This window comes from Hahella sp. HN01 (assembly GCF_018986435.1).
Lineage (GTDB): Bacteria > Pseudomonadota > Gammaproteobacteria > Pseudomonadales > Oleiphilaceae > Hahella.
Map to the genome: position 1 here is coordinate 194,100 of NZ_JAHMIN010000006.1, position 24,729 is coordinate 218,828.

Here is a 24,729-nt window from a genome sequence, read left to right on the forward strand (position 1 = left end):
AGCTCCTGAGTCAGGGCGAAACAATACGGCGTTCGCCCAGGCTTGGTTTAGGACATATCAGAGCGCTTACAGCAGACCTTGTTGCTGTAGATAGGCGGTCACAGACTCGTAGACCTTTTTGGCGTTGGGAGATTGCCTGGCGAACTCCTCCCATTGGCTACGGGCGATCTCGCGGAACTTCTTACGCTCTTCCGCCGGCCAGTCGTGAATGGTGATTTTGGGATTGGCGTGGGCGGTTTTGACCGCTTCGATATCCGCCATTCTGAGCTGCGTGCTGATGTCGTGGGCGAAATCCCGAGCGGAAGTGGTGAGAATCTCCTGAATATCCGCCGGCAGTTTGTCCCACTGTTTCATGCCCATGGCGATTTCCAGCAAGGGCAGGGAGTGGAAGCCGGGGTACACCGGATGCGGCGCGATGTCATTCATGCCCGCCTCCTGATTGGTGGAGAACACGGTGTAATCCGCCGCGTCGATGACCCCTTTGCTCAAGGCGGTGAATACCTCAGAGCTGGGCAGGTTTACCGGCGCGGCTCCGGCGGCGGCGAATACCGACTGCACCAGACCTTCCGGCGCCCGCAGTTTCAGCCCTTTCAGATCCGCCACGCCATTCAATGGCTTCTTGGAGACGAAAGCCTCCAGCCCGGTGGCGCCGCCTCCGACAAATTTGACGCCGTAAGGTTTGTACAGCTCGTTCATGAGCTGATAACCGCCGCCGTAGTTGATGTAGGTAATCAGTTGATCCGGCGACGACCAGGCGCCCACGGTGTTGCCGATCAGGCCGAATGCGGGATCTTTACCGGAGAAGTAACCGGTAACGGAAATATGCCCGTCAAGAATGCCCATGCCCATGGCGTCCAGGGTTTCAGTGTGGCTCACCACACTGCCCACAGGCAGCAATTCGATATGCAGGCGTCCGCCGCTCATACGCTCAACGCGCTCGGCCCATTCCTGCTGCACTTTGAAATTCTTCACCCCGGAAGGGTCGGAGGACTGAAACTTGAAATTGAAATCCGCTGCGCCAGCGGTTCCGAAGGACAGAGCAGTCGCCAAAGCGCCCGCTACGAGAGAGGTCGATAACTTCATATGATCGCTCCAATTCTTATTTTTAACGGAGTATCGCCGCCGCGAGTTGCAGGCGGCATCAGGGTTAACGCAATTCATGCTAGGCGTGTTACCGGTAACATTCTAATAAATTTGTTACCGGTAACTTTTTTAAATCAATAACTATTAACTATCGAATGAGTCGGAATAAAATCTCCGGCATTTTCGTCAAAAATAGAGCAAATTATGATCAATATGCTAAAGTTAGGGTACTTATAGAACCGGGTTTTATGCGTTAATTCAGAGTTATAGCAGGAGTACGGAATATAGGAAAAATGATTAGGGAATGTCGACGATGGAAAGTTATTACAAGACCATACTGAACTTAATAGCGCAATCTCCTAACTCAGACTCGTTATTCCAGTCTTTTTTGAAGCTGATTACTGAGATTGCCAGCTGCGACAGCGCAGTATTTCTGATCACCGACCTGAATAACCTGGGCGACTCTCACAGCGACTACATCTATAACGTTCCCCAAGAACATCAAAATATCTATGAAAGTTACTACAATCAGATAGACACGACGAACGAGACCATCTCGAAAAGCCAGCAGGATCTGGTGTTTGTGCAGGATCTCCCTGATGAGCTGACCAGCCGGGAAGTGGAGTCGGAATTTATGGCGCCCAATGGCTACAAAGGGCGCGCCGTCTTTGCATTCCCACGCAGTAATAATTACGTGACGAACCTCTATCTGTGCCGGGATGGCGTCTTTTCGGAAAACGATAAGGCGATGTTGATCCGCTCAACCCAATCCATTCGCTTGACGGTGCAGGAAATACTGAATAATGAGCGTCGCCGGAATTTTGCGCGCTCACTGCTCAACGCCACGGGGAGCCTGGGCGGTTTGCTTGGCTATGTCATCGTGGACGACAGGATGAATCTGGTGGATATGGATTCCGACCTGGTTTTTCTGTTCGTCAAAAAGCAGATAAAAATCGAGAACAAAAAGGTGCATATCTATGAGCCGGAACTGGCGAATATCATCGATATGTCCATCCGCTTCGGCGCTGCATTGACATACTCTGCGATAGACTCAGACTTCTCTTATGACATTGCGGTGGCGCCTACGTCGTTGTTGAAAGGGCTTCTTCCCTGGGAGATGCCGCCCAACGGCCTGGTGATCGCCGTTTATGACTGTCACCGCTGCGTGATTCATTTAAAGAAACTGATGGATTGCTATGGGCTCACCAAAACGGAAGCGGAAACCACGCTGCACTTTTCCCAAAAGCCCCATAACAAGCTGTTGGCCTCTGAGTTATCGAAGGCGCCGGAAACCGTCCGAACCCACGTCAAAAGAGCTATGCAGAAGATGGGCGTGCACTCGCAGTCGGAGTTGGTGCGTCTGGTGTTGACCATCACCATGCCGTGATTTTGTGAAGGCTGTCTTATGAGCGGAAAGCGCCCCCAATTGGGGTATTTCCAGGTATTCGCATTCCTTCTAATCTTGTCATGACGACATCAAATAGCGGTATTGAAAACACAACAAGAGGGATCTAACAGTGATCAACTGGGAAGTGTGGCCGAATTGGGCTGATGAGAGTTCAGTCTGCCCGGTCGCAAGGCATGAAGACGTTATGTCTTCGCGCCCTGGCGGTACAGACTCTACGTCAGCGCCCAAAAATAACTCACAGACGTTGGAGCATTCGATAGAAAAATATAAGAAATTTCTGAGATCCGAAGCCGACAAGCTAAACGCCCATAAGCACGAAAATGGAAAGAAGAGACAGGGCGACCAAGCCTGACCATGAACAGGCTGGGCAGTGACGATAAGTGTCGGATTATTTACAGAGATACGCCGCGCTGACCGTCAATATCACTCGACAGCGCGGCTGGTTCTATAACCTTTTCAATCCTCAGGCGCCGCTTTGTCGGTACTTATCAGCCGTTAGCTTCACTCTTGCTGTGGAAGCATGAAGTGTTAACTGGGCTGGATCAGGTCACGTCTTCGATGCTGAGCCGGGTCGCCACAAGCCGCAAAAATTCCGGCAGGGGCACATAGCGGTCATACCCCGTGACATGTTCTTCACGGGTGGGAAAGGTCCACTCTCCATCGTCACCGTCTTCCTCCCAGCTCAGTATGTTGTAGTGAGAGGGCAGGGAGACGACGTAGCCGATAGTTTTGTCCTCCGGCTCGCCGCTGCGCCATTGCAATCTATCAGGGGCGCCGGAGTCGATATCCTGCTGGCATTCGACGCCAGTGGCCCACTCAACCGCGCGCGTCAGATCAATATAACCCACCACCTTCGCCGCCACGCTCTCCAGACCGCGCCAGAAATAGTAATCCGGCGGATCAAAAGCCCAGGGCAACACGTCATACACCAAACCAGCAGGGTACTGGATAGCGACAAGGTAGTGGACGCTGTGGGTCTTTCCTGGAGAGGCGCCTTGGTTCCATGTGGGTAACGAGGTCGTCATTGTAAAAATCACCGGATTAATAACAGGTCAGTATCATCGCCATATTAATAATGGCTGAGCACTTACAGGTATTCGGGCTGCGCAGATGGTTCTTTATCCGCGTACTCGGTCGCTTCTGCGTTTGCAGGCATCAATTCCCGCCACCAATAGGTTTGCTGCGCGGGCTCAGACAGCACCAGAGGCGCGCCGATCATGGGCGTGCGCAATGTCACCTGATGTTCTCGCGCCAGCGCCGCAATGCGTTCAAGGGGGTCATACCAAGCGTGCATCGCCAGGTCGAAAGTGCTGTTGTGAATCGGCATCATCTGCTTGCCCTGCAGGTCGATATGGGCCTGCATGCTTTCTTCCGGCTGCATATGCACGCCGGGCCAGTTCTGATTGTAAGCGCCGGTTTCGATCATGGTCAGATCGAAGGGGCCGTACTTGTCGCCAATATCTTTGAAGCCGGGGAAATAGCCGCTGTCGCCGCTGAAAAACAGCCGTTCTTTGCTTCCCAGCATCACCCAGGACGCCCACAGAGTTTTATCGCCGTCGAACAGGCCGCGACCGGAAAAATGTTGCGCAGGCGTCGCCGCCAGGGTAACGGGTCCAACCTTCACGGATGACCACCAGTCCAGCTCGGTGATTTTCTCCGCAGGGACGCCCCAGGCTTTTAGCTGTCGTCCCACGCCAAGCGGGGTATAGAAGTACTCGACGCGGGAATGCAGCGCCTTGATGGAGCCTTCGTCCAAATGATCGTAATGATTGTGTGAAATCAACACGCCCTTGATCGGCGGCAGTTGCTCCATCTCAATGGGGGCAGGGTGGAAACGCTTGGGGCCGGCCCACTGTACTGGGGAGGCCCGCTCTGAAAATACCGGATCAGTCAGCCAGAAGTCGCCTTCAAAGCGAATGAGCACGGTGGAATGTCCCAAACGATAAACGGCGCTGCGCTCATCGCCAAGCAGTTGTTCCGTTTGCAATGGCTGCAGTGGAATCGCCTTATCGGGACGGGTGGCGGCGTTATTATCAAACAGGAAGCTTTTCAGTATTTTTCCCATGCCTGCGTTCGCCCGGGTCGGAATGGAATTATGAAATTTGCCTTCGCGGAAGTTGTCGCTGTAAGCGTCGGACGGTGACGGTGCGCCCAAGCCGGTCAAGGTGGCGAGAGTATCGTTGTTGTGCATGGCTAAAGCTCCCAATGTGATAACAACCAAGCCGAATAGCAGGCGTTTTTTCATGATGTGTATCCAACCGGTCCATTCAACTAATTTGTAAACTACACAGACATTTTTAAATTACACGGATATTTGTAAACTACACCGAGCAGTTTACTCGTAAATTTTCAAAAGTAAACTGGAGAGTGTAAACTTGTCCGCATTGTTCACTTCAATACGACCTGGATAAGGCAATGGAAAAGAAAAAAAGTCTGAGCGAGCGTAAACGGGAAGCGATTCTGGACGCGGCGATCAGTGTGTTTCAGGAGTCCGGCTTTCAGGGCGCCAGTATGGATCGCATCGCCGAGCGGGCGGAGGTGTCCAAACGCACGGTGTACAACCACTTCATCAGCAAAGAAGCCTTATTTATTGAAATTACCGATCAGGTATGGCGCAAGGCGATGGACGCCACGGAGTTTCCTTACCAAAGCGACGCCCCCCTGGCTCCGCAACTGACAGCCATTGCGGAACAGGAGCTGGAACTCTTGGGATCGGAAGGCTATATCGGCATGGCGCGCATGGTGCTGGCGGAATATATGCTGTCACCCGATCTGGCGCGGCAGGCGATGCAGAAAATGCAGGAGAACGAGGGCGGTATCAAACGCTGGTTAAAGGCCGCCATGGCGGATAAGAGAGTGATCAAAGTCGATCCGGAATTCGCCGCCACGCAATTCATGAGTCTGATAAAAGCATTCTCCTTCTGGCCGCAAATCGTCGGCCACGCGCCCAACCCCACGCGGGCGGAGCGACGTGAGATCGTCGCCGCTGCGGTGGAGATGTTTTTGGGGCGTTATGCTGCGCCGAAAAAATCGTAGTAGGCCATTCTGACCCGGGTTAAGAAATCCTGCTCAACCGGTTTGGAAAGTGCCCCCGGTATTTTATCCGCCAAGGTCATGAGGTCATGTTTGATCTCAGGCGTTGCCAGATCATGTTTGCCTCTGATTTGTTGAATGGCCATCACTTCGACTGGGACAATATCAAATGGAGCGAACTTGAATTCCGGTATGGCTACCTGTTTTGAACGGTCGATATGAGATAAATGATAGTCACAAACGCCCGTGATGGCCGTTGTCAATGCATCTGTTTTATCCCAGGCGTCGATGACCTGTTGGTACACGCTCAAGCTATTGTGTACAAGTTCTTTAGGGGCGCTGTCTCCAGTATTCATCCCATGAAGCCAGAGCATGAATGGCTCAAACGTCCGTTGCGCCCAGAAACCTGGGTCAATCGCATCGCTGGCGGCCATCCGGGTTAACAGTTGACTGGCCTCTGTGGCTTGGGAAGCCTGGCCTGTGGCGATAAACCAAGCCAGGACACAGGCGGTGTCTCCCGTATAATTGGTCAGGTTTGGTCCGGCTTTCAGCGACTTCAGAAATTGGATTTTGAAATAACTCTCTGAGCGGAGTTTTAAAGACCAAAAGAAATAATCGACCGCCGTATCAATGTCATCCCAACCGACGGACTCTCCATCAGCGACTCTGACGCATCCTCTGGCTCCATAGTAATTGGCCAACACGTCGAGGGTGTCGGACAGGTCTATAAAAGACTCGAGAGAGACTTCTTCGAAGCAATCCTCAGCGTCTTCTATTTCTTCGTCGATGAGATCATCTCGTTCGGAAAGCCATTTCCGCTTGTTCTTTAAAATTGTTTCTACTTTGCTCATAAGCTGCTCAATATCTGAAAAATCATTGGGAAATCATGCGTAACCACTTGGCTGTCCTGCTATCCATCGGGACATCTGGGCCAGGGAGAAACTCTGATCGCCCTCAACACAACAGGGTGCCCCTTTGAATTTCTATCCAGCTCAACGCCAATCAACAAGCCTGAAACACTTAACGGATCTTTCCTGAATTCTTTAAGAACCGATCTGGCCTGTCTCTGAAATTGTCTTGATGTGTTCTGGTAAGCGCCGGTTCCCGTTGAAGCCTCTCTTAACACCAACTCGACAAAGTTGTGAAAGTACTCCTGGCGGTTAGACGGCTTACCTACCGTATCTTTAACAGTGGCTTTAACTTCTGCGAATGTCAGGCGTCCCGCCGGCGAGCGGGCGACAATATCAATACCGTTGTTGCTGCTGTTCTGTATAGGAAATATTTCTGTGTACCCACTGTCCTCCAGCAATTTTACGGCGAACTCTTCGCCTTTATCCCCAACAATTTTGTTGAAGTTCACCAGACCGAATGGGTCCAGTTGCGAGAGGGGATCTTTTACATAGCCCTGTAGCCTCAGGCCGCCCATGAGTCCTGATGGGTCCTGGGCGACGTACTGTCCGCTCTGCGGATCGTAGTAGCGGAAGCGGTTGTAATATAGCCCCGTTTCCACATCTTCATACTGCCCCTCCCACCGGAAGGGACAGTCGGACTTACTTCCGCTGAGGTTTTTGAGATCGCCCCATACGCTGACATCCGCCGACCACACAGATTGACCGGTCTCGTCATACATGGCGCAGGGCGTACCCAAATAATCGGCGACGATGGAAAAATAGTCGTCTCCGACCTGTTTGGCCATTGGCGTAAAGCCTTCAGGTTCAAATAACCAGGTGATCAGTTTGCTCTCATTCGCCTCTGTTCCTTGCGGAGGGGCCTGGGCCTGAATCGGTTGGCTCGAAATATCCGGGCGTCCAGAGACGGTCTCCCTTGGCGAAGAGGATAAATCAAAAGCCGTGCGTGGCATGCTGGCATTAGGCGTTTCCACCCATTCATGCAGCGGCGTATCGCCATCCCAGACCCATCGGGTGATGCGGCCGTTGAAAGTCTTGCTGAGGCGTCGGCCGAGGGCGTCGTAGGTAAACGCAACCTCGCGTCCATCTGGCCGCGAGACTTTCATCAACCTGCCTGAGACGCTCCATGTATAGCGCCAGACTTTGCCGCCAGGCTCGGATTTGGTGATCAGATTGCCTTCCAGGTCATACTCGTAGTGGACGACACCCTGATTAGTGCGCATCCACAGCAGTTGGCCGCCGGCGCCATACTCCCTGTCTTTGCGATTGTACGTCTGGAATAGATTCCCCACGGCATCCGGCATACGCAGGTCCATCTCGCCATCGCCATAGCGAGCTGAAACCAGATGACCCAGCTCGTCATGGCTAAATACGGTGACGCCGCGCTGGGAGTCGTGAATCTTTTCCAGGCGCGCATTCATACCCCAGAAGTAGGTTCTGGCAAGCTGATTCTTGTCGCCTTGAGACAGGGTGAGCTGGTGAGGACGTCCGAATTTGTCTCTTTTCCAGCGGCTTGATACGCCGCCAGGCAGATGGCGGGCCAGCTCGCTTCCCAAACTGTCCCGATCAATGGCAATCGTGAAGGCGTCCTCGCCCATGACGATCAGCGAAGGGTTGTTAAACTTGTCGCGCTGGATGCTTTGCGCAGCGCCCAGTGAGGAAGTGAGTCGAGTGCGTTTGTCCTCGCGATTAAACTCTGAAAGCACCCAGTGTTCGCCGTTGCTTTCTTTAATGATTCTTCCAATGACGTCACGCTCAAACTCCAGGGACGCATCGACGTTTACCGCCTTCATGAGCTTGCCGTCTGCGCGATACTGATAACGTTCTTCTTCGCCATCGCTGTGCAGTACGCGCACAATTCTCCCCATCGCATCATAGGCGTAATCAGAATAGCGACCGCTGGAGCGCGTCACCCGTCGGATCTGTCCTGCGGGGTTGTATTCACAGCGGCGCAGCAAGCCGTCGAAGCCAGACTCGGTTAGTATTTCCCCTGAAGGACCCAGTTCGAAACGATAGGCGTGGCCGTGCTCGTTGATGATGCCGATCAGCTGCTCTTCCGTGTCGTATTCAAACTGCAGCGTGGTTCCCGCCTGGGTGCGAGACCCCATTTTGCCCAATCCCTGGTAACTGAAATGCACGTCTAAGTGGGCGTCAGTGGCGCGAACCACATTGCCTTCCGGGTCATACTGAAAGGATTTAACATTGCCGTCCGCTTCAGCTATTTCAGTAACGCGGCCGAGCAAGTCGTATTGGACGCGCTTCTGATTTCCCTGCGGATTAGTGGTGATGGTGGTGCGTCCATGATTGTCATAAACCCACTCCTGCTTGACTCCTTTCGCCGACGACACAACGCAGGGATTGCCATAACCATCGTATTGAAGAGTGGTTTCGTAGCCTGATACGTTGATGACGGAGGTCAGTTTTCCATTCTGGTAGGCATAGCGGGTGCGGCGATTGAGAGGGTCTGATTTCGCCACGAGCTGATCGTTCTCATCATATTCCCAGCGCCACTCGCCGTTGTTCAGGTCTTTGGCTTTGATGAAGTTATCCCGCTCATCAAACTCCATCTGCAGCGTGGAGCCGTCCGGCTGGGTGATCTGGGTGAGGTTGCCGCGGGGGTCGTAGTCGTAGCGCGTCGACAGGCCCAGTTCGTTGGTTTCGCAGGTGACTTGGTAATACTCGTTGTATTCGTTGACGATCACGCCGCCGGAAGCGGTTTCGATTCTATGGGGCAGGGCGCCGTCGTGGTGGTAAACGGTCTGATAGCCGAGGGAGTTCTGTACGATAGTGAGGCTTTTCTCATCGTCGTAGACAAGCTGGTGGTTATAAATGCCGCCGTCGCCCCAGGTGTGAATGCAGCGGGCTTTGTGGTCAGCGCCGTCATATTTGAAATAGAAGCTCAGTCCGTTGTAGCCGGTTTCCTGGCATAACAGGTGGTTCTGGTATTGATAGCTAAACTCGCTGCCCAGGGCGTCCCGGGTCGCCACCAGATCGCCGCCGTAGTATTCGTACTCCACGGCGCAGTAAAACTCGCCGGCGTTATCCGGGTGCGGCAGCAGGATGCGACGGATACGGTTGTCCGCATCGCTTTCGAACTGAATGCGCCGTCCGCCGCTGTCGATGATACGGCTCAGACAGCCGCCCGCGGTGTAGTGAAACTGAATGCGGGCGTTTTCCGTGGGATCGGTGATGGCGCTCAGATAATGCACCGCCGTTGCCTGCGGATGAGCCGAGGGCGCCGCCGGGGTGAATCGGTACCAGTTACCGTCGAGATGTCTGAGACGATAGCCCTGATCGTCCCGGTGCAAGGTCATGCGCTCCTGGCGGTTAAAGCTCTCTTCACCCGCCTTCAAGGCTGGAAACGCCATGTGCCGGCCGTCCTGCATCATCACAGCGACGGCGCCGTCTTCTTCGATCAGTTTCCAGTCATAGTTGTGATGCCAGCCGTGACCGAGGGAGCCCTGATAAGTCGAGGAGCTGAACCAGGTGCGTTCCCAGGACAGAGGGAACGGGCCGGGCAACTGGAAGTCGATCCAATCCGTAAAAACCTTGCCGGAGGCGACATCCACCGGGTGTCCGGTGACCGCGCAGACGCCTTTGTGAACGCGGTTGCGGACGCTGGGCGGAGCGCCCAGTTTATCCATGAGCTTGTCGGCTTTCTTATGGATAGCGTCGGAGATCTTTTTGACGCGCTTACTGCTTTTCTGCATCTTGCGCATCTTTTTGAATGCGGCGCCCAATCCCGCCAGTCCGGCGGTGGTGGCCACGCCCATGGCGTCCACGGTGGGAGGCCCGCCGATCATGACCGGCGCGCCAATGGGAATGGGCAATACGGTGGTGGTGGGCAGCACCATGCCATAGGACTTTTTGGGTTTCTTGGCGCGAATGGGCGCCAGCATGCCCACGCTCTGACAGCTCAGCACCGGCAGCGCGGTGAAACTGAAGGGGGCTCCGTCCGCCACTACAGTGGCGCCGCCCATGAAGATCTCGTCTTCGTTCCCCGGCGGCATGACGAACGGGCCGCCCATGGGAATGTGCGGGATGGGCTTGCCCGCCGTGCCTGCCGTCGCGCGGGGCACGCCGTTGACTTTCACCGTGCCGCCGAAGATCGGCAGGTAATCCAGGACATCGAAAATAATGCCGATGTGCGGGTGGGGAATAGGAATGGGCGTTCCTGGCGGCAGCGCCAGCAGGTGAATATCGATCCCCAGTATCGGGTCAAAATGTTTGGCCGCCAGCATCAGACTGTCTCCGCCCTGGCGGCGTGCGCTTCCCGCCAGCCTTCGCCAAGCAAGGCCGCCATGGCTTCATGGACGTAATCTTTATCCTCTCGGGTCGGCGCCACGCGCAACAGCGTTTCTCCCAGGTAAGGCAGGGTGGTGTATTGGCGCTGCTCAGGCTCGATCAGCCCCGCCGCCTTAAGTCCCCGCAAGGCGCTCTCCCAGGCGTAGCCTTTGAGCTTCAGGCGCTCCAGGCAATAACACTGCAAGCGCCAGCTCTCCATGCACATCATGGCGTCCTCCTGGGCCTCGGCGATATCCGCGCTGCGGCGATAACTCTTGGCGGCCTTTTCATAGCGCTTCTCGCTCAAATAGGCGCTGGCCTCGCTTATGTGGGCCTGAAACAGTAATTTGTCGCAGCCGGGACGCTCGGCTTCGATGCCCTGCAACGCGCACTGCTGAGCCTGTTGATAATCCTGTAACGCTTTCTCGGCTTGTTTCGCGTTCAGATAGCCGGAGGCGCGCAGCAGCAATACGGAGCATTGCATGTCGAACCACGCCTGCTCGCCGGCGATCGTCAGCGCGCGTTCGGAACGGCTTTGCAAAGCGGGGATATCGTTGTTCTGCACGGCGTAATTCATGTCCACGAAACACTGGCGAAACGCCGCGCCGGGCGAACCGTTGTCCGCTTCCTCCATGATCTTGTTCATGGCCTCGCGCAGATTCAGAAGCGGCGTCTGGCTGAAAATCTGTATGGGGTAATCCTGCGCCAGCTTGGCGAATGCAGGGCGCTGGGCGTTGTCGATGATGATCCACTTCAGATTGTCGCCCCAGAGCTTGTAATCGCGATGAATCTCGCAGGCTAGTTGCAGCCAGCGTCGCCACGCCTTGAGGTCTTTGACCTCGTGGGGCCAGATGGCGATCACCAGAGTGGAGAAATAATCGGCGAACGCTTCCAGAATCTGGTGACAGCTTTTGTACAGCGCGTCGTGGCCGCTCAGCGCTTTTTTCGGGTCAGGGGCGCGCCAGGTGAAAGCGTCCTCCGGGTTCTCATCGTCCTCGTCTTCCGCACTGGCGGCGACGCCCGCTGCGATCTCCCGATTCAGCTCATCCGACAGGTCAAAGCCGAAACGCTCCAGGGAGGAAAACTCCGAATGCAGAGCGACGAAGAATTCGCCTGAGGTTTCGTCGAATTGCTCCCGCATCTTCAGAAACCCCGCCATCAGCTGGTTGGCGTCCGGGTCGATATTCCAGCGCAGGATAGGGCGCCCGCTCTCCACGAACGTTTCCCATTGCGCGTCGAGTTTTTCCAGCTCTTTTTCGATTGGATTTTTCTCTGTCACGAGGCTCAGTTCAATTTAATCATCGGACCGGACACGGACACCCCGGCGCCATCGACTTTGATGGAGCTGCCGCCAATGGTGATGGTGACGCCGCCGTCGTTGATCTGGATGCTGGTTCCGCCCACCCGCAGGGAAATATTGCCTCCCGCCGCCAGGTCGATTTCCGTGGCGGTGGTGGCGGTCTTGCCGGTGACGGTGACCGTCTGCGCGTCCGCCTGTGTGGTTTGCAGGCCGCTGATGGTGAACTTCTGGCTGGAGGCGCTGACCTCATGCGCCGCTCCCAGATTGATCTTCTGATTAGTGGCGCTGATAGTGTGGTCCGCTGACAGATTCAATGTCTGGTTAGTGGCGGTCTGGGTGATATTGCCGGAAACGCTCTCGGTCTGATCCGCGCCCACATTCAAGGTTTGCGCGCCAGTCACGGAATGCGTTTGCGCGCCGGTGATCGACACGTTCTGTTTGCCGGTCACGGCGACGGAATGATCGCCGCCGACGCTGAGGGAACTGTTTCCCGCCACCGAATCAGACGCATTGCCGCCAACGCTGCTGTTGGAATGGCCTTTGGCGTTGGCGCCGATGTTGTTTTTCACCTCCATGTTGAAGTCTTTTTCAGCATGGATATTGAGAGATTCCTCGCCTTTTTTATCGTCGAAGGAGATCTCGTTATAGTTGGACGTCTGCCCGCCTTTGGTGGACTGCGACTTCACACCGAATCGGGATTTGTTGTCCGGCAGGGAGTAGGGAGGCATGTTGCCTTTGTTGTAGACGCCGCCAATCACCAGCGGGCGGTCTGGATCGCCTTCCAGAAAGGTGGTCACCACTTCCTGGCCAACGCGGGGTATGCCCATGCTGCCCCATTTCTTGCCCGCCCAGGGCGTGGCCACCCGCACCCAGCAGGAGCTGTTTTCGTTGCGTTCGCCGTAGCGGTCCCAATGGAACTGGACTTTGATGCGGCCGTATTCGTCAGTGTAAATCTCGTCGCCGCTTTTGCCGCAAACGATGGCGGTCTGGACGCCGTCTATACGCGGCTTGGGCGTGTTCAGGGCGGGGCGGAAACTGACGTTGTCCGGCAGGCATTCGAAGCGGTTGAAGTACACGCTGTTTTCTTTGTCCGCGCTGTCTGGACTGTCGGCGCTGGTGTAGCCGCCTTCATAAGCGTAATGACGCACCGCTGTGACGACAAAATTTTTACGGTTGTCCGTGACGCATTCTTCTGACTCCAGAGCGAACTTTCTGCCTACCAGCAGATGGGGCAGGTTGCTTCTGCCGCTCACCCGGGTGAACCGGCTCTCTTCTTCCTCCATGCGCAGTTTGGTCAGACGTCGGCCGCGGTCCTGGTCGCCGAAAGCGCCGGGATAGTCAAAGCGTTCGTAAGACGCGGCTCCTCGCAACTCAGTCAGCGCGGAGCATTCCGCCAGCAGGGACTGATCGGATTTTTCAAAGTTGAAGTCGCTCAGGCTCCATTTGCCGGAGAAATATTGATAACTGCGGCGCCATTCCTGGATATAGTCGCCATTGCGCGGCCGGGAGCTGTGTTCAATCTTGCGGGGCTCCATAAAGGCGTTGGTGGACTTATCATCCGCCAGAATCAGCATGTGCCGCTTCTGCGCCTGTTCGAAATAGAAATAGATGCCTTCCTGCTCCATCAGACGCAGGGCGAAATTCAGGTCGGACTCCCGGTACTGTACGCAATACTCCAGTTCTGGATACTCGTTATACAGACCACTGAAACGAAAATCGGAAAAGCCCGCTTCCGTGAACACCGCTTCCAGAATTTTGGGGGCGGTCATGTTTTGAAACACCCGGCAGTCGGTATTCTTGTTCAGGAACCATAACCAGGGAACAAGAACGGCCTTGTAACCGTACAGCCCCCGCTTTTCCAGTCCGGTGGACTCGAAATAGCTAACATGCCCGCTGAATACGCGAGGCGCGCCGCCGTCGGCGCCAATGGTGACCTGCGCCAATTCGCCGATGATGTCTTCCGCGCGAATATCACGCTTGTGGGACAGCAGGTCCACGTCATACTGGAACAGCTGCGAATACCCTTCCTGACCCCGAAAATGGCGCAGCAGAAACACGTCTTTACCCAGAGGCGTGTCGATGCGGATGGGGCGGGTGTCCTGGGTGTAGCGTCCCTCTTCGATAAATAAGGCGTCCATAAGGAACTCCATGTTGGCGAGAATGGCGTGGAGTTCCTCGCCATTCTTGCCGGAAATAGTGTGATAACCATGGTTGCGCGCTGGTGGCCCGGACGGCTTATAAGGAAGCCTTGGCCATGGAGTGGGCGGGGATAGCGAAACAACTCTCCCGGCCAGACTGCAGCGGAAACGCAGTGGTTTGCTGGATTCATTAGATCATAAAGCCTCATAACGACGCTACGGGGCGAAACGCTACAAGTTGTTGTTATTTAACGATAAAGTGAGCGGCGAATTGAGTTAATCCCTGACGTGGCGGCGCTTGCGGGGCGGCGTTAAAATACAAAGGGAAGCGTGGCGAAGAAGAGATTGCCTACTCGTAATGCTTCAATGCGAGCGTCAAGGGCTGAACTTGCGTTTTGCACCCTAAAATACAATACTGCGCCCGTAGCCCTTGAGATAAGCGGCTTACGCCAGATTTCACTGATGACGAAGGTTAATACCGTGCCTACATCCACCCGTTTCGCCGTAGCGATTCATATTCTCGCCGACCTGGCTCTACACAAAGACAAGGCGGTGCGTTCGGAGGATATCGCTTGTAGCGTGAACACCAATGCGGCGGTGGTGAGGCGGCTTTTGGGCGTGTTGGCGGAGGCTGGCATGACCCGCTCGCAATTGGGCGTGGGCGGCGGCGCATTGCTGGCCAGGCCTGCTCACGAAATTACGCTGCTGGATGTTTATCAGGCGGTGGAAGAGCCCAACTATTTCGTCCTGCATCGTTCCAAACCCAACCCCAAATGCTATATCGGCTGCAACATCACCTCGGTGCTGGAAGAAGAGTTTCAACGTATTTCCGCCACCATGGACGCCTCACTGGCGCAGACCACCATTGCGGATGTGGCGCGACAGGTCGCCGATAACGCGGGCGTGCATTACTACTGCGCCAAGCAGGAGATGTCTGAAGACGTCGATTAAGCGACAAAAAATTTCTTGCTATGTGTAACCGTGTTGGTTACATTGTTTCCCATTGTCGGGGCGGCGACCTGTTTCAGTCAGCAGCCTCTTATTATTTTCATCGCTATCCAGGGAGACTGAATGATGGCTTCATTGTTTGATCCGATCCGCATCGGCGATTTTGAGCTTTCCAACCGTATCGTCATGGCCCCATTGACTCGTAGCCGCGCAGGCGGGGAAGGGCGCGTTCCCAACGAACTCATGGCGCAGTATTACGCACAGCGCGCTTCTGCGGGTCTGATCGTCAGCGAGGCGACCGCGGTGATTCCACAAGGCGTTGGCTACGCTAACACTCCGGGCATCTGGTCTGCGGAGCAGGTGCAGGGCTGGAAGAAAGTCACTGACGCCGTGCATGCCGCCGGCGGCAAAATCATTCTGCAGCTCTGGCATGTGGGCAGAATCTCCGACCCGGTATTCCTGGATGGCGAATTGCCCGTCGCTCCCAGCGCCATTGCGGCGGAAGGGCACGTCAGTCTGTTGCGTCCCATGCGTCCTTTTGTGACCCCGAGAGCGCTGGAGCGGGATGAAATTCCCGCTATCGTGGAAGGTTTCCGCAAAGGCGCGGAAAACGCCAAAGAGGCAGGATTTGACGGCGTGGAAATCCACGCGGCCAATGGCTACTTACTGGACCAGTTTCTTCAGGATGGCGTGAACAAGCGCACTGATGATTACGGCGGCTCCGTGGAAAACCGCGCGCGTCTGCTGTTGGAAGTCGCTGACGCCTGTATCTCTGTCTGGGGCGCTGGGCGCGTCGGAGTGCATCTGGCGCCGCGCAGTCCTTCGCACTCCATGTCGGACTCCAATCCGGTCGCCACTTTTGGCTATGTCGCGCAACAACTGGGCGAGCGCGGAATCGCCTTCATCTTCTCTCGCGACCCTATCGTTGATGACGAGCTGGGCGGAACCCTGCGTAAGAACTTCGGCGGCGCGATTATCGCCAATGAAGAGATGTCCAAGGAGCGCGCGGAGCAGTTGATCGCGGATAACAAGGCGGAGGCGGTGGCCTTTGGTCGTCTGTTCATCGCCAACCCGGATTTGCCAGCGCGCTTTAAAGCCGACGCTGACTTTAATGATCCGCACCCTGAGACATTTATGCAGCTCGGCGCGGAAGGCTACGTGGATTACCCCAGCCTGAGCTAGGCGATGGCTTAAAGCGATGCGCCCACAGGCATTCTGAGGATGTACTGTGGGCCGGCCTTGCCGCCCAGATACTGCTCGCCGGTATCGGTGAAACCGCCGCCGATGTAGCACTGATAGGCGGCCGGGTTTCGGCAGTTCACGGTGAGGGCGATGGACGATCTGTCGCTGTAAGCCTCATCCAGATAGGGCTTTAACGCCCGCGTAGCGTTCTTGCCAAGGCCCTGTCCCTGTCTGCCTGCGTCGATCAGGAAGGCGCGTAACCCTAATTCGTCGGCCAGGGTGAAGTCGAATTTCTGATGATAGGCGACATCGATAATAAAAAAGCCGACTACGTCTTCGCCCAGCGTCAGCACATGACAGTGATGGTTGGGACCTGCCACCTGCAGAATGTCCCGCGTGTGTCCGACATAGGGGACTTGCTCTTCGTGAACCTGTAGCGCCAGCACCGCAGGTTTGTCTTCGTCCCGCATTCTGCGGATCTCTAAATGCTTTACGACTAAGTCCATACAGCAACCCTGTTTTCAGAGGTTCCTTAACTATTGAGCGATGAATCCGGCGGGCGCGTCAGCGGCCCTGTCCTGAGCACGCCAGTGATAGCGTGACTGGATTAAGCGATAAAAGCTCAAATATAACAATAAAGTAGCTTATCATGTTAAACGCCTTCATCATTCCGTCTCAAATCGATTTATTAGATAGGCGCTCTCATGGATCAACCTGCCGCTACCTCCTATTGTCACGCCAGATGTTACCTGTTTATTCCCGCCAACCGGCCTGAGTTTGTCGTCAAGGCGGGCGGTCTGGACGCGGACGTGATTATCATCGACCTGGAAGACAGCGTGCCTCGCGACGATAAACACCAGGCTCGAGCGGTGCTGCCGCAGATCGTGACGGCGCTGCGGGAGAACGGCAAACGCGTGGCGGTGCGCATCAATGGCGATCTTGAGCATATGGCTGCGGACCTGCAGGCGCTGCCGCTGGCGGATCTGCATTCGGTGCTACTGCCCAAAACTCAGGAAGCCGGCGTGATCCGTTTGATCTGTCAGTATCTGAGCGTCCTGGAAGCGCGGCAGTCGCTGGAGCCGGGCTCCACGGCGCTGACGCCGCAGATTGAAAGCTGCAAAGGCGTACTGGAGCTACGCGACATTGCAGCGGCGTCGCCGCGGATAAAGGCCTTGGCGATGGGCTCAGAAGATCTGGCGGCGGAGTTGGGAGCGATGGCCTCGCCCGATAGTCTGCTGGCGGCCTGCCAGCAAATAGCGCTGGTGGCGGGAGAGCGGCGCATCGACGCCCTGGGGCTGCCCGGATCCATGGGAGAATTCAAAGATCTGGACAGCTATGCCGCCAATCTCGCCAAGGCCAAAGCCTTAGGCTTCAGCGGCGCTTTGTGCGTCCATCCCAATCAGATTCCCTGCGTCAATCACGCCTTCGCCTACACCGAGGAGCAGAAGCAATGGGCGCAGCGGGTTATCGCCACCCTGGCGCAGGCGGAGCAGCAAGGCCTGGGGGCGGCGAATCTGGACGGCCGTATGCTGGATGCGCCGGTGGCGGCGCTAGCCCGACGAATATTGGCGCAGGACTAGCGCAGATTTCACTGACATTGAACCCATCAAGATTGCCGCAAGATGAAACGTTACGAGCAGTTGGCGAATGAGATCGCGGACCTGATCCGCTCTGGCGTGCTGCCGGCGGGAAGCCGCGTGCCGTCGGTGCGTAACGCCAGTAAGACCTATGGCGTCAGCGCTTCCACCGTGTTTGAAGCCTATTACCTGTTGGAAAACCGCGGCCTGATCCGCTCCAGACCGCGCTCTGGTTATTTTGTCTGCAATCAKGCCAAGCAAGCGGCGCCGGCGGCGCAAAAACGTCCTCGGCAGACATTGGCCTCCACCTCGGTGGACGTCAGCGAACTGGTGTTTTCTGTACTGGGCTCCGTACGCGATCCCGCCATTACCCCACTGGGCTCCGCCTTTCCCAGCCCAACCTTGTTTCCCATGCAACGATTGGCGCGCTCCATGGCCAAGGCCACACGCTTGATGGATTTACGCTCCGTGGTCGCAGATCTGCCCCCGGGAAACCGGGATCTGCGCCGTCAGATTGCGTTGCGATATGTCATGGAGGGCGTCTCCGCGCCGATGGAGGAGCTGGTCATCACCAGCGGGGCCATGGAGGCGCTGAATCTGTGTCTGCAGGCGGTGACGCAGCCGGGGGATCTGGTGGCCATTGAATCCCCCGCGTTCTACGCCAGCCTGCAAGTGCTGGAGCGTCTGCAGCTGAAAGCGGTGGAGATTCCCGTGGACGCCGGTTCAGGCATGGACCTGGACGTATTGGAGCAGGCGCTGGGCAATCACCCGATCAAAGCCTGCTGGCTGATGTCTAATTTTCAGAATCCGGTGGGCGTCACCCTGGCGGAGGAGAAGAAGCGTCGGCTGGTCGCCCTGTTGCGACGGCATCAGGTTCCGCTGATCGAGGATGATGTCTACGGCGAGCTTTATTTCAGCGCCCATGCGCCCAAACCCGCCAAAGCCTTTGATGAAGACGGCTGGGTGATGCACTGCGGCTCGTTCTCGAAGAGTCTTGCTCCCGGTTATCGTGTTGGTTGGACCTCCGCCGGTCGCTTCGCCCAGCAGGTGGAGCGTTTGCGTCTGATGACGACGATTTCCGCATCTATTCCCGCCCAGGCGGCTATCGCGGATTACCTGCAATTCGGCGGCTACGACCGGCATTTGCGCAAGCTGCGCCATAATCTGGAAGTGCAGCAGAACCAGATGCTGGCGGCGATAGATCGCTACTTCCCGTCGCAAACCCGGGTGACGCGGCCAGACGGCGGTTATTTTCTTTGGCTGGAACTGCCTGCCGCCGTGGATTCGCTGGCCTTGTTTAAGCTGGCGTTGGAGCAGGGCGTCAGCATTGCGCCGGGGCCAATATTCTCCGCTACGCGCCGCTTTCGCAATTTTATCCGGCTCAACTATGGCCACCCCTGGGGGCCGGAGTTTGAGCAGGCCATGGAGGTACTGGGTCGTCTGGTCCGTTCCTTTTAAAAAAAGTCATGTCTGTCAGCGATAAATCGCCATCTGATATGGTTTTTTAAATCTTTTCTGAAACTGTTTGTTTGCCGCGTACGCCTGAATAATCCCGCCTGACTTTTGGATGTAAAAAGGAAGGTGGCGGCGAATGAGCGAACATATCCCGGTTCACAATATCGAGGCGGTGACGGTTGATCTGTATGAGTCCCGCACCAAGGTTCATACCCGCAGTTTCAGCGGTCGCTTCAGGCGTTTGCGTCTGCTGGGCGGTTTTCTGCTGTTCGCCCTGTACTTCGGGGTGGCCTGGCTGAACTGGGAAGGTCGACAGGCGGTGCTGTGGGATATCGCTTCCCGCAAGTTTCATATCTTTGGCGGCACATTCTGGCCCCAGGACTTTATTCTGCTTTCCGGTATTCTCATCATTGCCGCCTTTGGCCTGTTTTTCCTGACCGTGTTCGCCGGGCGCGCATGGTGCGGCTACGCCTGTCCGCAGAGCATGTGGACCTGGGTGTTCATGTGGGCGGAAAAGGTCACGGAAGGCGACCGCAATCAACGCATCAAGCTGGACAAAGCGCCCTTGAGCCTGGAGAAAGCGACGCGACGCGGACTCAAACACGGGCTGTGGCTGTTGGTCAGCCTGGCGACGGCGGTGACTTTTGTCGGCTATTTCACCCCCATCCGCACTCTGGTTACGGAAATGGCGACCTTGGACGTTGGCGGCTGGAGTCTGTTCTGGATCGGGTTTTTCACCGTCGCCACCTATCTGAACGCCGGCTGGCTGCGCGAGCAGGTGTGTTTTCATATGTGTCCCTATGGGCGGTTCCAGTCTTCCATGCTGGATGAAGACTCTTTGGTGGTGACCTATGACGCCGCGAGAGGCGAATCCCGTGGACCGCGCAAGAAAAACGTCCCATATCGCGCGCAAGGCCTGGGGGATTGCGTGGACTGCAGCATGTGCGTGCAGGTGTGTCCCACTGGCATTGATATTCGTGACGGGCTGCAAATGGAGTGCATCGGATGCGCCGCCTGTATTGACGCCTGTGACGCGGTTATGGCGAAGATGGGATATGACGCGGGTCTGGTGCGCTACACCGGCGAGCGCGCATTGAAAGGCGGCGAGGCGCGCATACTTCGGCCGCGACTACTGGGATACGGCGCTGTGTTGCTGCTGATGATCAGCGTGTTCGCCTGGGTTATGGCGTCCCGTCCGCTGTTATCTCTGGATGTGGCCAAAGACCGCGGACTGTTTCGGTACAACTCGGAAAACCGTATAGAAAACGGCTACATACTGGATATTCTGAATAAAGAAAATGAGCCGAAAACCTTCCTGATCAGCGCATCGGGTCTGGAAGGCCTGGAGATGGGCGGCGAACGCAGAATACAGGTTGGGCCGGAGAGCGCCGTCAGCGTTCCTGTGACCCTGTCGATGCGGCCAGGCCAGATTCTGCAGCGCTCCAGCGATGTGTTTTTTGAAGTGAAGGACGCCTACCTGCCCGAGCGGAAAGTGGTCAAGCCCAGTCGCTTCACCGGGCCCACCGCAAAATAATGACGCGACGCAATGGCGAGGTCCAAGCGCCGTTGAGGGTCTATACTGGCAAGTAAGCACGGAAGTTCACCACGGCGACTTGCGCCCCCTCGTCGCCGCTCTGGATGAAACCAGCTTGGGGTATATCGTCGTCGACATGCGGGGGATGCCTGTGCAGTATCTGATTCTTCTTTTGCTTGCTTTGCTCTTGGGCGCGCCTTTTTCCTGGGCGAAAGATCATTTTCATCAACCTGGCGCGGATAAGCTGGTGAGGGTCGCCACCCTGACCAACAATCCGCCATTCACGTTCGACAGGCGCTACGCTGAAGCCGTCCAGCAGGAAATCATCCCGCCCGGCCTGGATTCAGAGCGCCTGCAAGGCTATAGCTGGGATGTTCTGAGGGAGAGTTATCATGAAATGGGCTACACCATTCAGCTCTATATCTATCCCTGGATTCGCGCGTTTGATCAGGTGAAGGCCGGCAAGCTGGATATCCTGTTTCCTACGGGCTTCAATCAGGAGCGCGCCAGCTACTTCAATTACTCTAAAGAGCCCATCGATCATGTGGATTTTCTGGTTTACGTCAGTCCTGACGTCAAACTGAGCTGGAACGGACTGGCGTCTTTGGAAGGCAAAACCATTGGCGTGCTGCGTGGCTGGAATTACGGTCTGGAATGGGAACGTCAGTCCCGCATCGTCAAATATGACGTAGGGGAGATTCTGCAGGGCTTCGCCATGCTGGACAAAGGTCACCTGGATGGCCTCGCCGGGTATGAACTGAGCTTTGACTACGCCTTGCAGCAGGCGAACTGGCGCAATCACTACAAAAAGCTTCCTGTGTTCGACTCCACGGACGAATTCGCCGTCAGCGCCAAAAAAAATCCTAACGGTCAGAAACTGCTGGACATATTCGATGCAGGGAAACGACGTATCGTAGAGAAGGGGATCTTCTACAAAATCAACGCGAAGTGGCAGGGCGCCGGGGTGCAGGAGACCAACGCGGAGCGCGAGTAAGGCTTTGAATCACCGCAAGGAATTGCTACGCTGCGGCGGACCCTGGGAATTTAAACCCCTTCCGCGAGTGGCGAAAAAGGACTGCGCATGTATCGATACGAACTCTCTCCCCGTTATGCTGAAACCGACGCCATGGGGCATATCAACAACACCGTGGCGCCAGTATGGCTGGAAAAAGCGCGAGACCCCATTTTTGAGTTGTTTATGCCGGGGCGTGACTTATCCAAAGCCAATTTGATCACTGTGAAATACACGATCGAGTTTCATGACGAAATTCGCTACGAACATGATGTCGCTATCTTTACCGCCATCGCGGAGATTGGAAACGCCTCGTTTACGGTTACCCAGCGCATTATGCAAAACGACAGTCTGCGCGCCACGGGGCGAACCACACTGGTCCACTTCGACTACCGCAACAAGAAAGCGGCGCCGATTCCTGAAGACATTCGGGCCAGGCTGCAAGAGATGGCCGAGGCATAGACGTCTGCAGTGCGGGCGTTCCTCTCCGACATAGTTGATCGCGCTATTGGCACAGAGACTTTTCTTTCGTGAATAAAGACTCAAGCCCTTGCATATAATCCTCTGATTTCTTCTCTGCTATGTTAGCGCAATTGTCGACGCTGAAGGCGCTGTTGAATGAGCGGTTTTCTGCGTTCCCCATAATAATGGGCGCGACCGCCGCCAGCTTTTCGCGTTCGACGCCGCAGTCGCCGTGAAGGGCGTTAAAGCAGGCCCGCGGGTCCATGTTATCCAGTTGCTTGAAAGGGAATGCATGCTTATGGGTAAATAAAGTCAAAATGCATCGTTTGACTTCTTCCCGGGTTGACCTGTTCAGGGAATCGATCCATCCGTTAAATGCAATGGATCTTATCCGCTTGGCGGCGTCTGCTTTGAAAAGGCTATAAAGGGTGATGAGGGAAACCTGACGAATCGTATTGCTATATAAATGCCTGCTTTCTGCAGCAGATAGATGCGTCTCTTCCAGAGTATCGTTAGCTGATGAATAAGCCACGCTTTTGACACTGGGTAATGATTCTATGTCTGGCAGAGAGTAATCAATGACGAGCGTCATGGATTCCGGGTTATAGCGCAGCTCCCAGCATTGTGGGAAGTATTCGGGATAATGTATGGAGCCTAAAACAACATCGCAATAATCAACGATTGCATGAGGGGCTCCTTCAAAGTAAGCCTCTTTGGTGCGGGATATATTGATGCCTATCTCCCGTTGAATTTTCTCATGCTTTAGCTTTCTCCAGCACCAGGCTTCTCTTTTAAGCGCAAATGAACTCAAGGAGGCTCTGTTGCTGCTTGTTGCGACTTTCTTTTGTCGCGCCCAGCACTCCTTGTCTGCCAGATATCTTTTCTCGGCCTCTTGCTCTTTTTTATATTTCCGATTGGGAAACAGCACATGCCAGAAGCTATGTGGAATCTGATAAATAGCGTCAGTTCTGGCCGGCTCTGGAGGAATATCCTGCAATTCAGGGAGGTCGGGCTCGGCGATAGCAAAAGCCTCTTTGTCCAGAAGCCGGCCCCATGTGGACGTGTAGTTATCTGAGAGTTTCGTGTGTAAGAGATTTACCAGGTTGGCTATCTCTTTTTTCGTATCAATACTTATGCTATTGGCGAGCGCTATTTTTTCTTGCTGTGCGCGAGCTACCTTCATTTGTTTCTTCTTATCAGCAAGAGCGGCTTTCTTTCTCCACATCTCGTTCCATATCTGCTGCTGTATCGTTATTTTTTTATTAACCAGATATTTATCATGCCCCCTGATTATTCTGAACTTATCTAACTTTTGGTGTCTGACTTCAACCTCCCAAACATCCATAGTGTCCATGCGCTAGCTCTCCATCAAGTTGTCCTTTCGTAATAAAGATGAATTTCATTGGCGCATAATTTTGTCGATCTTATTATGGTTTTTTATTTGCTTCTTTAGAGATGCAATTATTTAAGCAATGGAGGAATCTTACTTTGGGGGCTGGCGATGCTGTTCATACTTTAGTACCACAGACATTAAAAATATAAGGGGACTTCTGAAAAACGTTGGCGAGGCCGTCAGTGCAAGGGAAAAGTCGTATGAGTTATAGTTCCTGCTTGTCTTCGCCGTGCTTTTTCAGTATTCGCGCTTCGGTTCCGTCTTTGCGGATGATATCCAGGCCCAGGTTGAAGTCGTGAATGATTTTCTGGTAGTCGGGATTCACTTTTGACACGCAATTATGGAAGTAATTAGTGTGCAGGGGAGGGGGCACAAACGCCAGTTTGTGGGCTTCGGAGGCGAATACGGTATTCACCAGTTGTACGATCCGTTGTTTCTTCTCCACCACCAGGTCAAGCCGTCCCGCCAGCAGCTTACGAATGTTGGTTTCCGCGTCGAACGCGTATTCCATGTTCAGATACTCCGCTTCCGCCTTGTCGAACTCGGGGCTGACTTTGGAGTTGCTGATGTGCCCGATGCGGTAGGGTTTGAGGTCTTCAATATTGTGATAAGCGATAGCGCTGTCTTTGCGCTTCAACAGGACGACTTGCGCGACGCCGATGGGTTTGGAGTACGCCAGTTTTTCCGCCCGTTCCTTGGTGTAGTAGGCGGCCAGCAGCACATCGTACTCCCCGGCGATGCTTTTGGTGAGCGCCCTGGACCAGGGAACAAAGCGAAAATCCGTGGCGTAACCGACGCGGCTGAACGCAGCTTCGGTAATCTCAACCAGATAGCCGCCTTTCTTTTCTTCATCGCCGGCGACTACGAGCGCTCTTTTTTCCGCAAAGACCGACCCGGAAAGGAAGAATACGCCAATGATCAGGGCGATAAGTCCTTCGGTTTTCCAGGTTCTGTGATTCATAAAGGTTTACCCTTTGCAGTTAAAGCGTAGTGTGGCGTGAGCGTCGCTGAG

Annotated in this window: 19 protein-coding genes; 9 read left to right on the forward strand and 10 right to left on the reverse strand. The window is 55.1% G+C overall.

What is annotated here, in order from left to right:
• Positions 1–66 precede the first annotated feature (66 nt).
• Positions 67–1,083, reverse strand: coding sequence for a TRAP transporter substrate-binding protein (locus tag KP814_RS08290; RefSeq protein WP_216736329.1), 1,017 nt, complete (start codon positions 1,081–1,083; stop codon positions 67–69).
• A 304-nt stretch (positions 1,084–1,387) separates the two neighbouring features.
• On the opposite strand from KP814_RS08290, the gene KP814_RS08295 reads away from it, so the two are divergent.
• Positions 1,388–2,470 carry a helix-turn-helix transcriptional regulator gene (locus tag KP814_RS08295; protein WP_216736330.1) on the forward strand — a complete coding sequence of 361 codons (1,083 nt, stop codon included), beginning with the start codon at positions 1,388–1,390 and terminating at the stop codon, positions 2,468–2,470.
• 563 nt (positions 2,471–3,033) lie between these two features.
• Here KP814_RS08295 and KP814_RS08300 read toward each other — a convergent pair.
• Complete coding sequence (locus tag KP814_RS08300) at positions 3,034–3,516, reverse strand: hypothetical protein (RefSeq protein WP_216736331.1); 483 nt, start codon at positions 3,514–3,516, stop codon at positions 3,034–3,036.
• A gap of 62 nt (positions 3,517–3,578) precedes the next feature.
• Positions 3,579–4,736: an MBL fold metallo-hydrolase gene (locus KP814_RS08305; protein WP_253938247.1), complete on the reverse strand. Its 1,158-nt coding sequence runs from the start codon at positions 4,734–4,736 to the stop codon at positions 3,579–3,581.
• 170 nt (positions 4,737–4,906) lie between these two features.
• On the opposite strand from KP814_RS08305, the gene KP814_RS08310 reads away from it, so the two are divergent.
• On the forward strand, positions 4,907–5,527 hold the full coding sequence (locus KP814_RS08310; protein ID WP_216736332.1) for a TetR/AcrR family transcriptional regulator: 621 nt from the start codon (positions 4,907–4,909) through the stop codon (positions 5,525–5,527).
• Here KP814_RS08310 and KP814_RS08315 read toward each other — a convergent pair.
• From KP814_RS08315 to tssI, 4 genes are read right to left on the reverse strand one after another with little or no spacing between them, the layout of a single operon-like run.
• Positions 5,503–6,375 (reverse strand): hypothetical protein, encoded by an 873-nt coding sequence (locus KP814_RS08315; RefSeq protein ID WP_216736333.1) that lies wholly within the window; start codon positions 6,373–6,375, stop codon positions 5,503–5,505. The genes KP814_RS08310 and KP814_RS08315 overlap by 25 nt on opposite strands.
• 59 nt (positions 6,376–6,434) lie before the next feature.
• Complete coding sequence (locus tag KP814_RS08320) at positions 6,435–10,673, reverse strand: DUF6531 domain-containing protein (protein WP_216736334.1); 4,239 nt, start codon at positions 10,671–10,673, stop codon at positions 6,435–6,437.
• On the reverse strand, positions 10,673–11,995 hold the full coding sequence (locus KP814_RS08325) for a hypothetical protein (protein ID WP_216736335.1): 1,323 nt from the start codon (positions 11,993–11,995) through the stop codon (positions 10,673–10,675). The genes KP814_RS08320 and KP814_RS08325 overlap by 1 nt, the downstream gene beginning before the upstream one ends.
• A gap of 5 nt (positions 11,996–12,000) precedes the next feature.
• Positions 12,001–14,154, reverse strand: a complete 2,154-nt coding sequence (tssI, locus tag KP814_RS08330; RefSeq protein WP_216736336.1) for a type VI secretion system tip protein TssI/VgrG — start codon at positions 14,152–14,154, stop codon at positions 12,001–12,003.
• A gap of 462 nt (positions 14,155–14,616) precedes the next feature.
• On the opposite strand from tssI, the gene KP814_RS08335 reads away from it, so the two are divergent.
• The gene (locus KP814_RS08335; protein WP_253938248.1) at positions 14,617–15,105 is read left to right on the forward strand and encodes an Rrf2 family transcriptional regulator; all 489 of its coding nucleotides are present in this window, start codon (positions 14,617–14,619) and stop codon (positions 15,103–15,105) included.
• Between the two features lie 120 nt (positions 15,106–15,225).
• The gene (locus KP814_RS08340; protein WP_305858141.1) at positions 15,226–16,284 is read left to right on the forward strand and encodes an alkene reductase; all 1,059 of its coding nucleotides are present in this window, start codon (positions 15,226–15,228) and stop codon (positions 16,282–16,284) included.
• An 8-nt stretch (positions 16,285–16,292) separates the two neighbouring features.
• On the opposite strand, the gene KP814_RS08345 is transcribed toward KP814_RS08340, so the two are convergent.
• Positions 16,293–16,790, reverse strand: coding sequence for a GNAT family N-acetyltransferase (locus KP814_RS08345; RefSeq protein WP_216736337.1), 498 nt, complete (start codon positions 16,788–16,790; stop codon positions 16,293–16,295).
• Between the two features lie 198 nt (positions 16,791–16,988).
• On the opposite strand from KP814_RS08345, the gene KP814_RS08350 reads away from it, so the two are divergent.
• The 5 genes from KP814_RS08350 to KP814_RS08370 all read left to right on the forward strand — a co-directional run bounded on the left by KP814_RS08350 (position 16,989) and on the right by KP814_RS08370 (position 22,324).
• Positions 16,989–17,864 (forward strand): CoA ester lyase, encoded by an 876-nt coding sequence (locus KP814_RS08350; RefSeq protein ID WP_216736338.1) that lies wholly within the window; start codon positions 16,989–16,991, stop codon positions 17,862–17,864.
• A 42-nt stretch (positions 17,865–17,906) separates the two neighbouring features.
• Entirely contained in the window at positions 17,907–19,319 is a 1,413-nt protein-coding gene (gene mapR, locus KP814_RS08355; protein WP_216736339.1) for a GntR family transcriptional regulator MpaR, read from the forward strand.
• Positions 19,320–19,452: 133 nt separating this feature from the next.
• The gene (gene ccoG / locus KP814_RS08360; protein WP_216736340.1) at positions 19,453–20,850 is read left to right on the forward strand and encodes a cytochrome c oxidase accessory protein CcoG; all 1,398 of its coding nucleotides are present in this window, start codon (positions 19,453–19,455) and stop codon (positions 20,848–20,850) included.
• A 79-nt stretch (positions 20,851–20,929) separates the two neighbouring features.
• Positions 20,930–21,844 (forward strand): ABC transporter substrate-binding protein, encoded by a 915-nt coding sequence (locus KP814_RS08365; RefSeq protein ID WP_216736341.1) that lies wholly within the window; start codon positions 20,930–20,932, stop codon positions 21,842–21,844.
• A gap of 87 nt (positions 21,845–21,931) precedes the next feature.
• Positions 21,932–22,324, forward strand: a complete 393-nt coding sequence (locus KP814_RS08370) for a thioesterase family protein (RefSeq protein ID WP_216736342.1) — start codon at positions 21,932–21,934, stop codon at positions 22,322–22,324.
• 43 nt (positions 22,325–22,367) lie between these two features.
• Here the strand turns inward: KP814_RS08370 and KP814_RS08375 are convergent, their stop codons facing one another.
• Entirely contained in the window at positions 22,368–23,678 is a 1,311-nt protein-coding gene (locus KP814_RS08375) for a hypothetical protein (protein WP_216736343.1), read from the reverse strand.
• Positions 23,679–23,922: 244 nt separating this feature from the next.
• Positions 23,923–24,678 (reverse strand): ABC transporter substrate-binding protein, encoded by a 756-nt coding sequence (locus KP814_RS08380; protein WP_216736344.1) that lies wholly within the window; start codon positions 24,676–24,678, stop codon positions 23,923–23,925.
• Positions 24,679–24,729 lie beyond the last annotated feature (51 nt).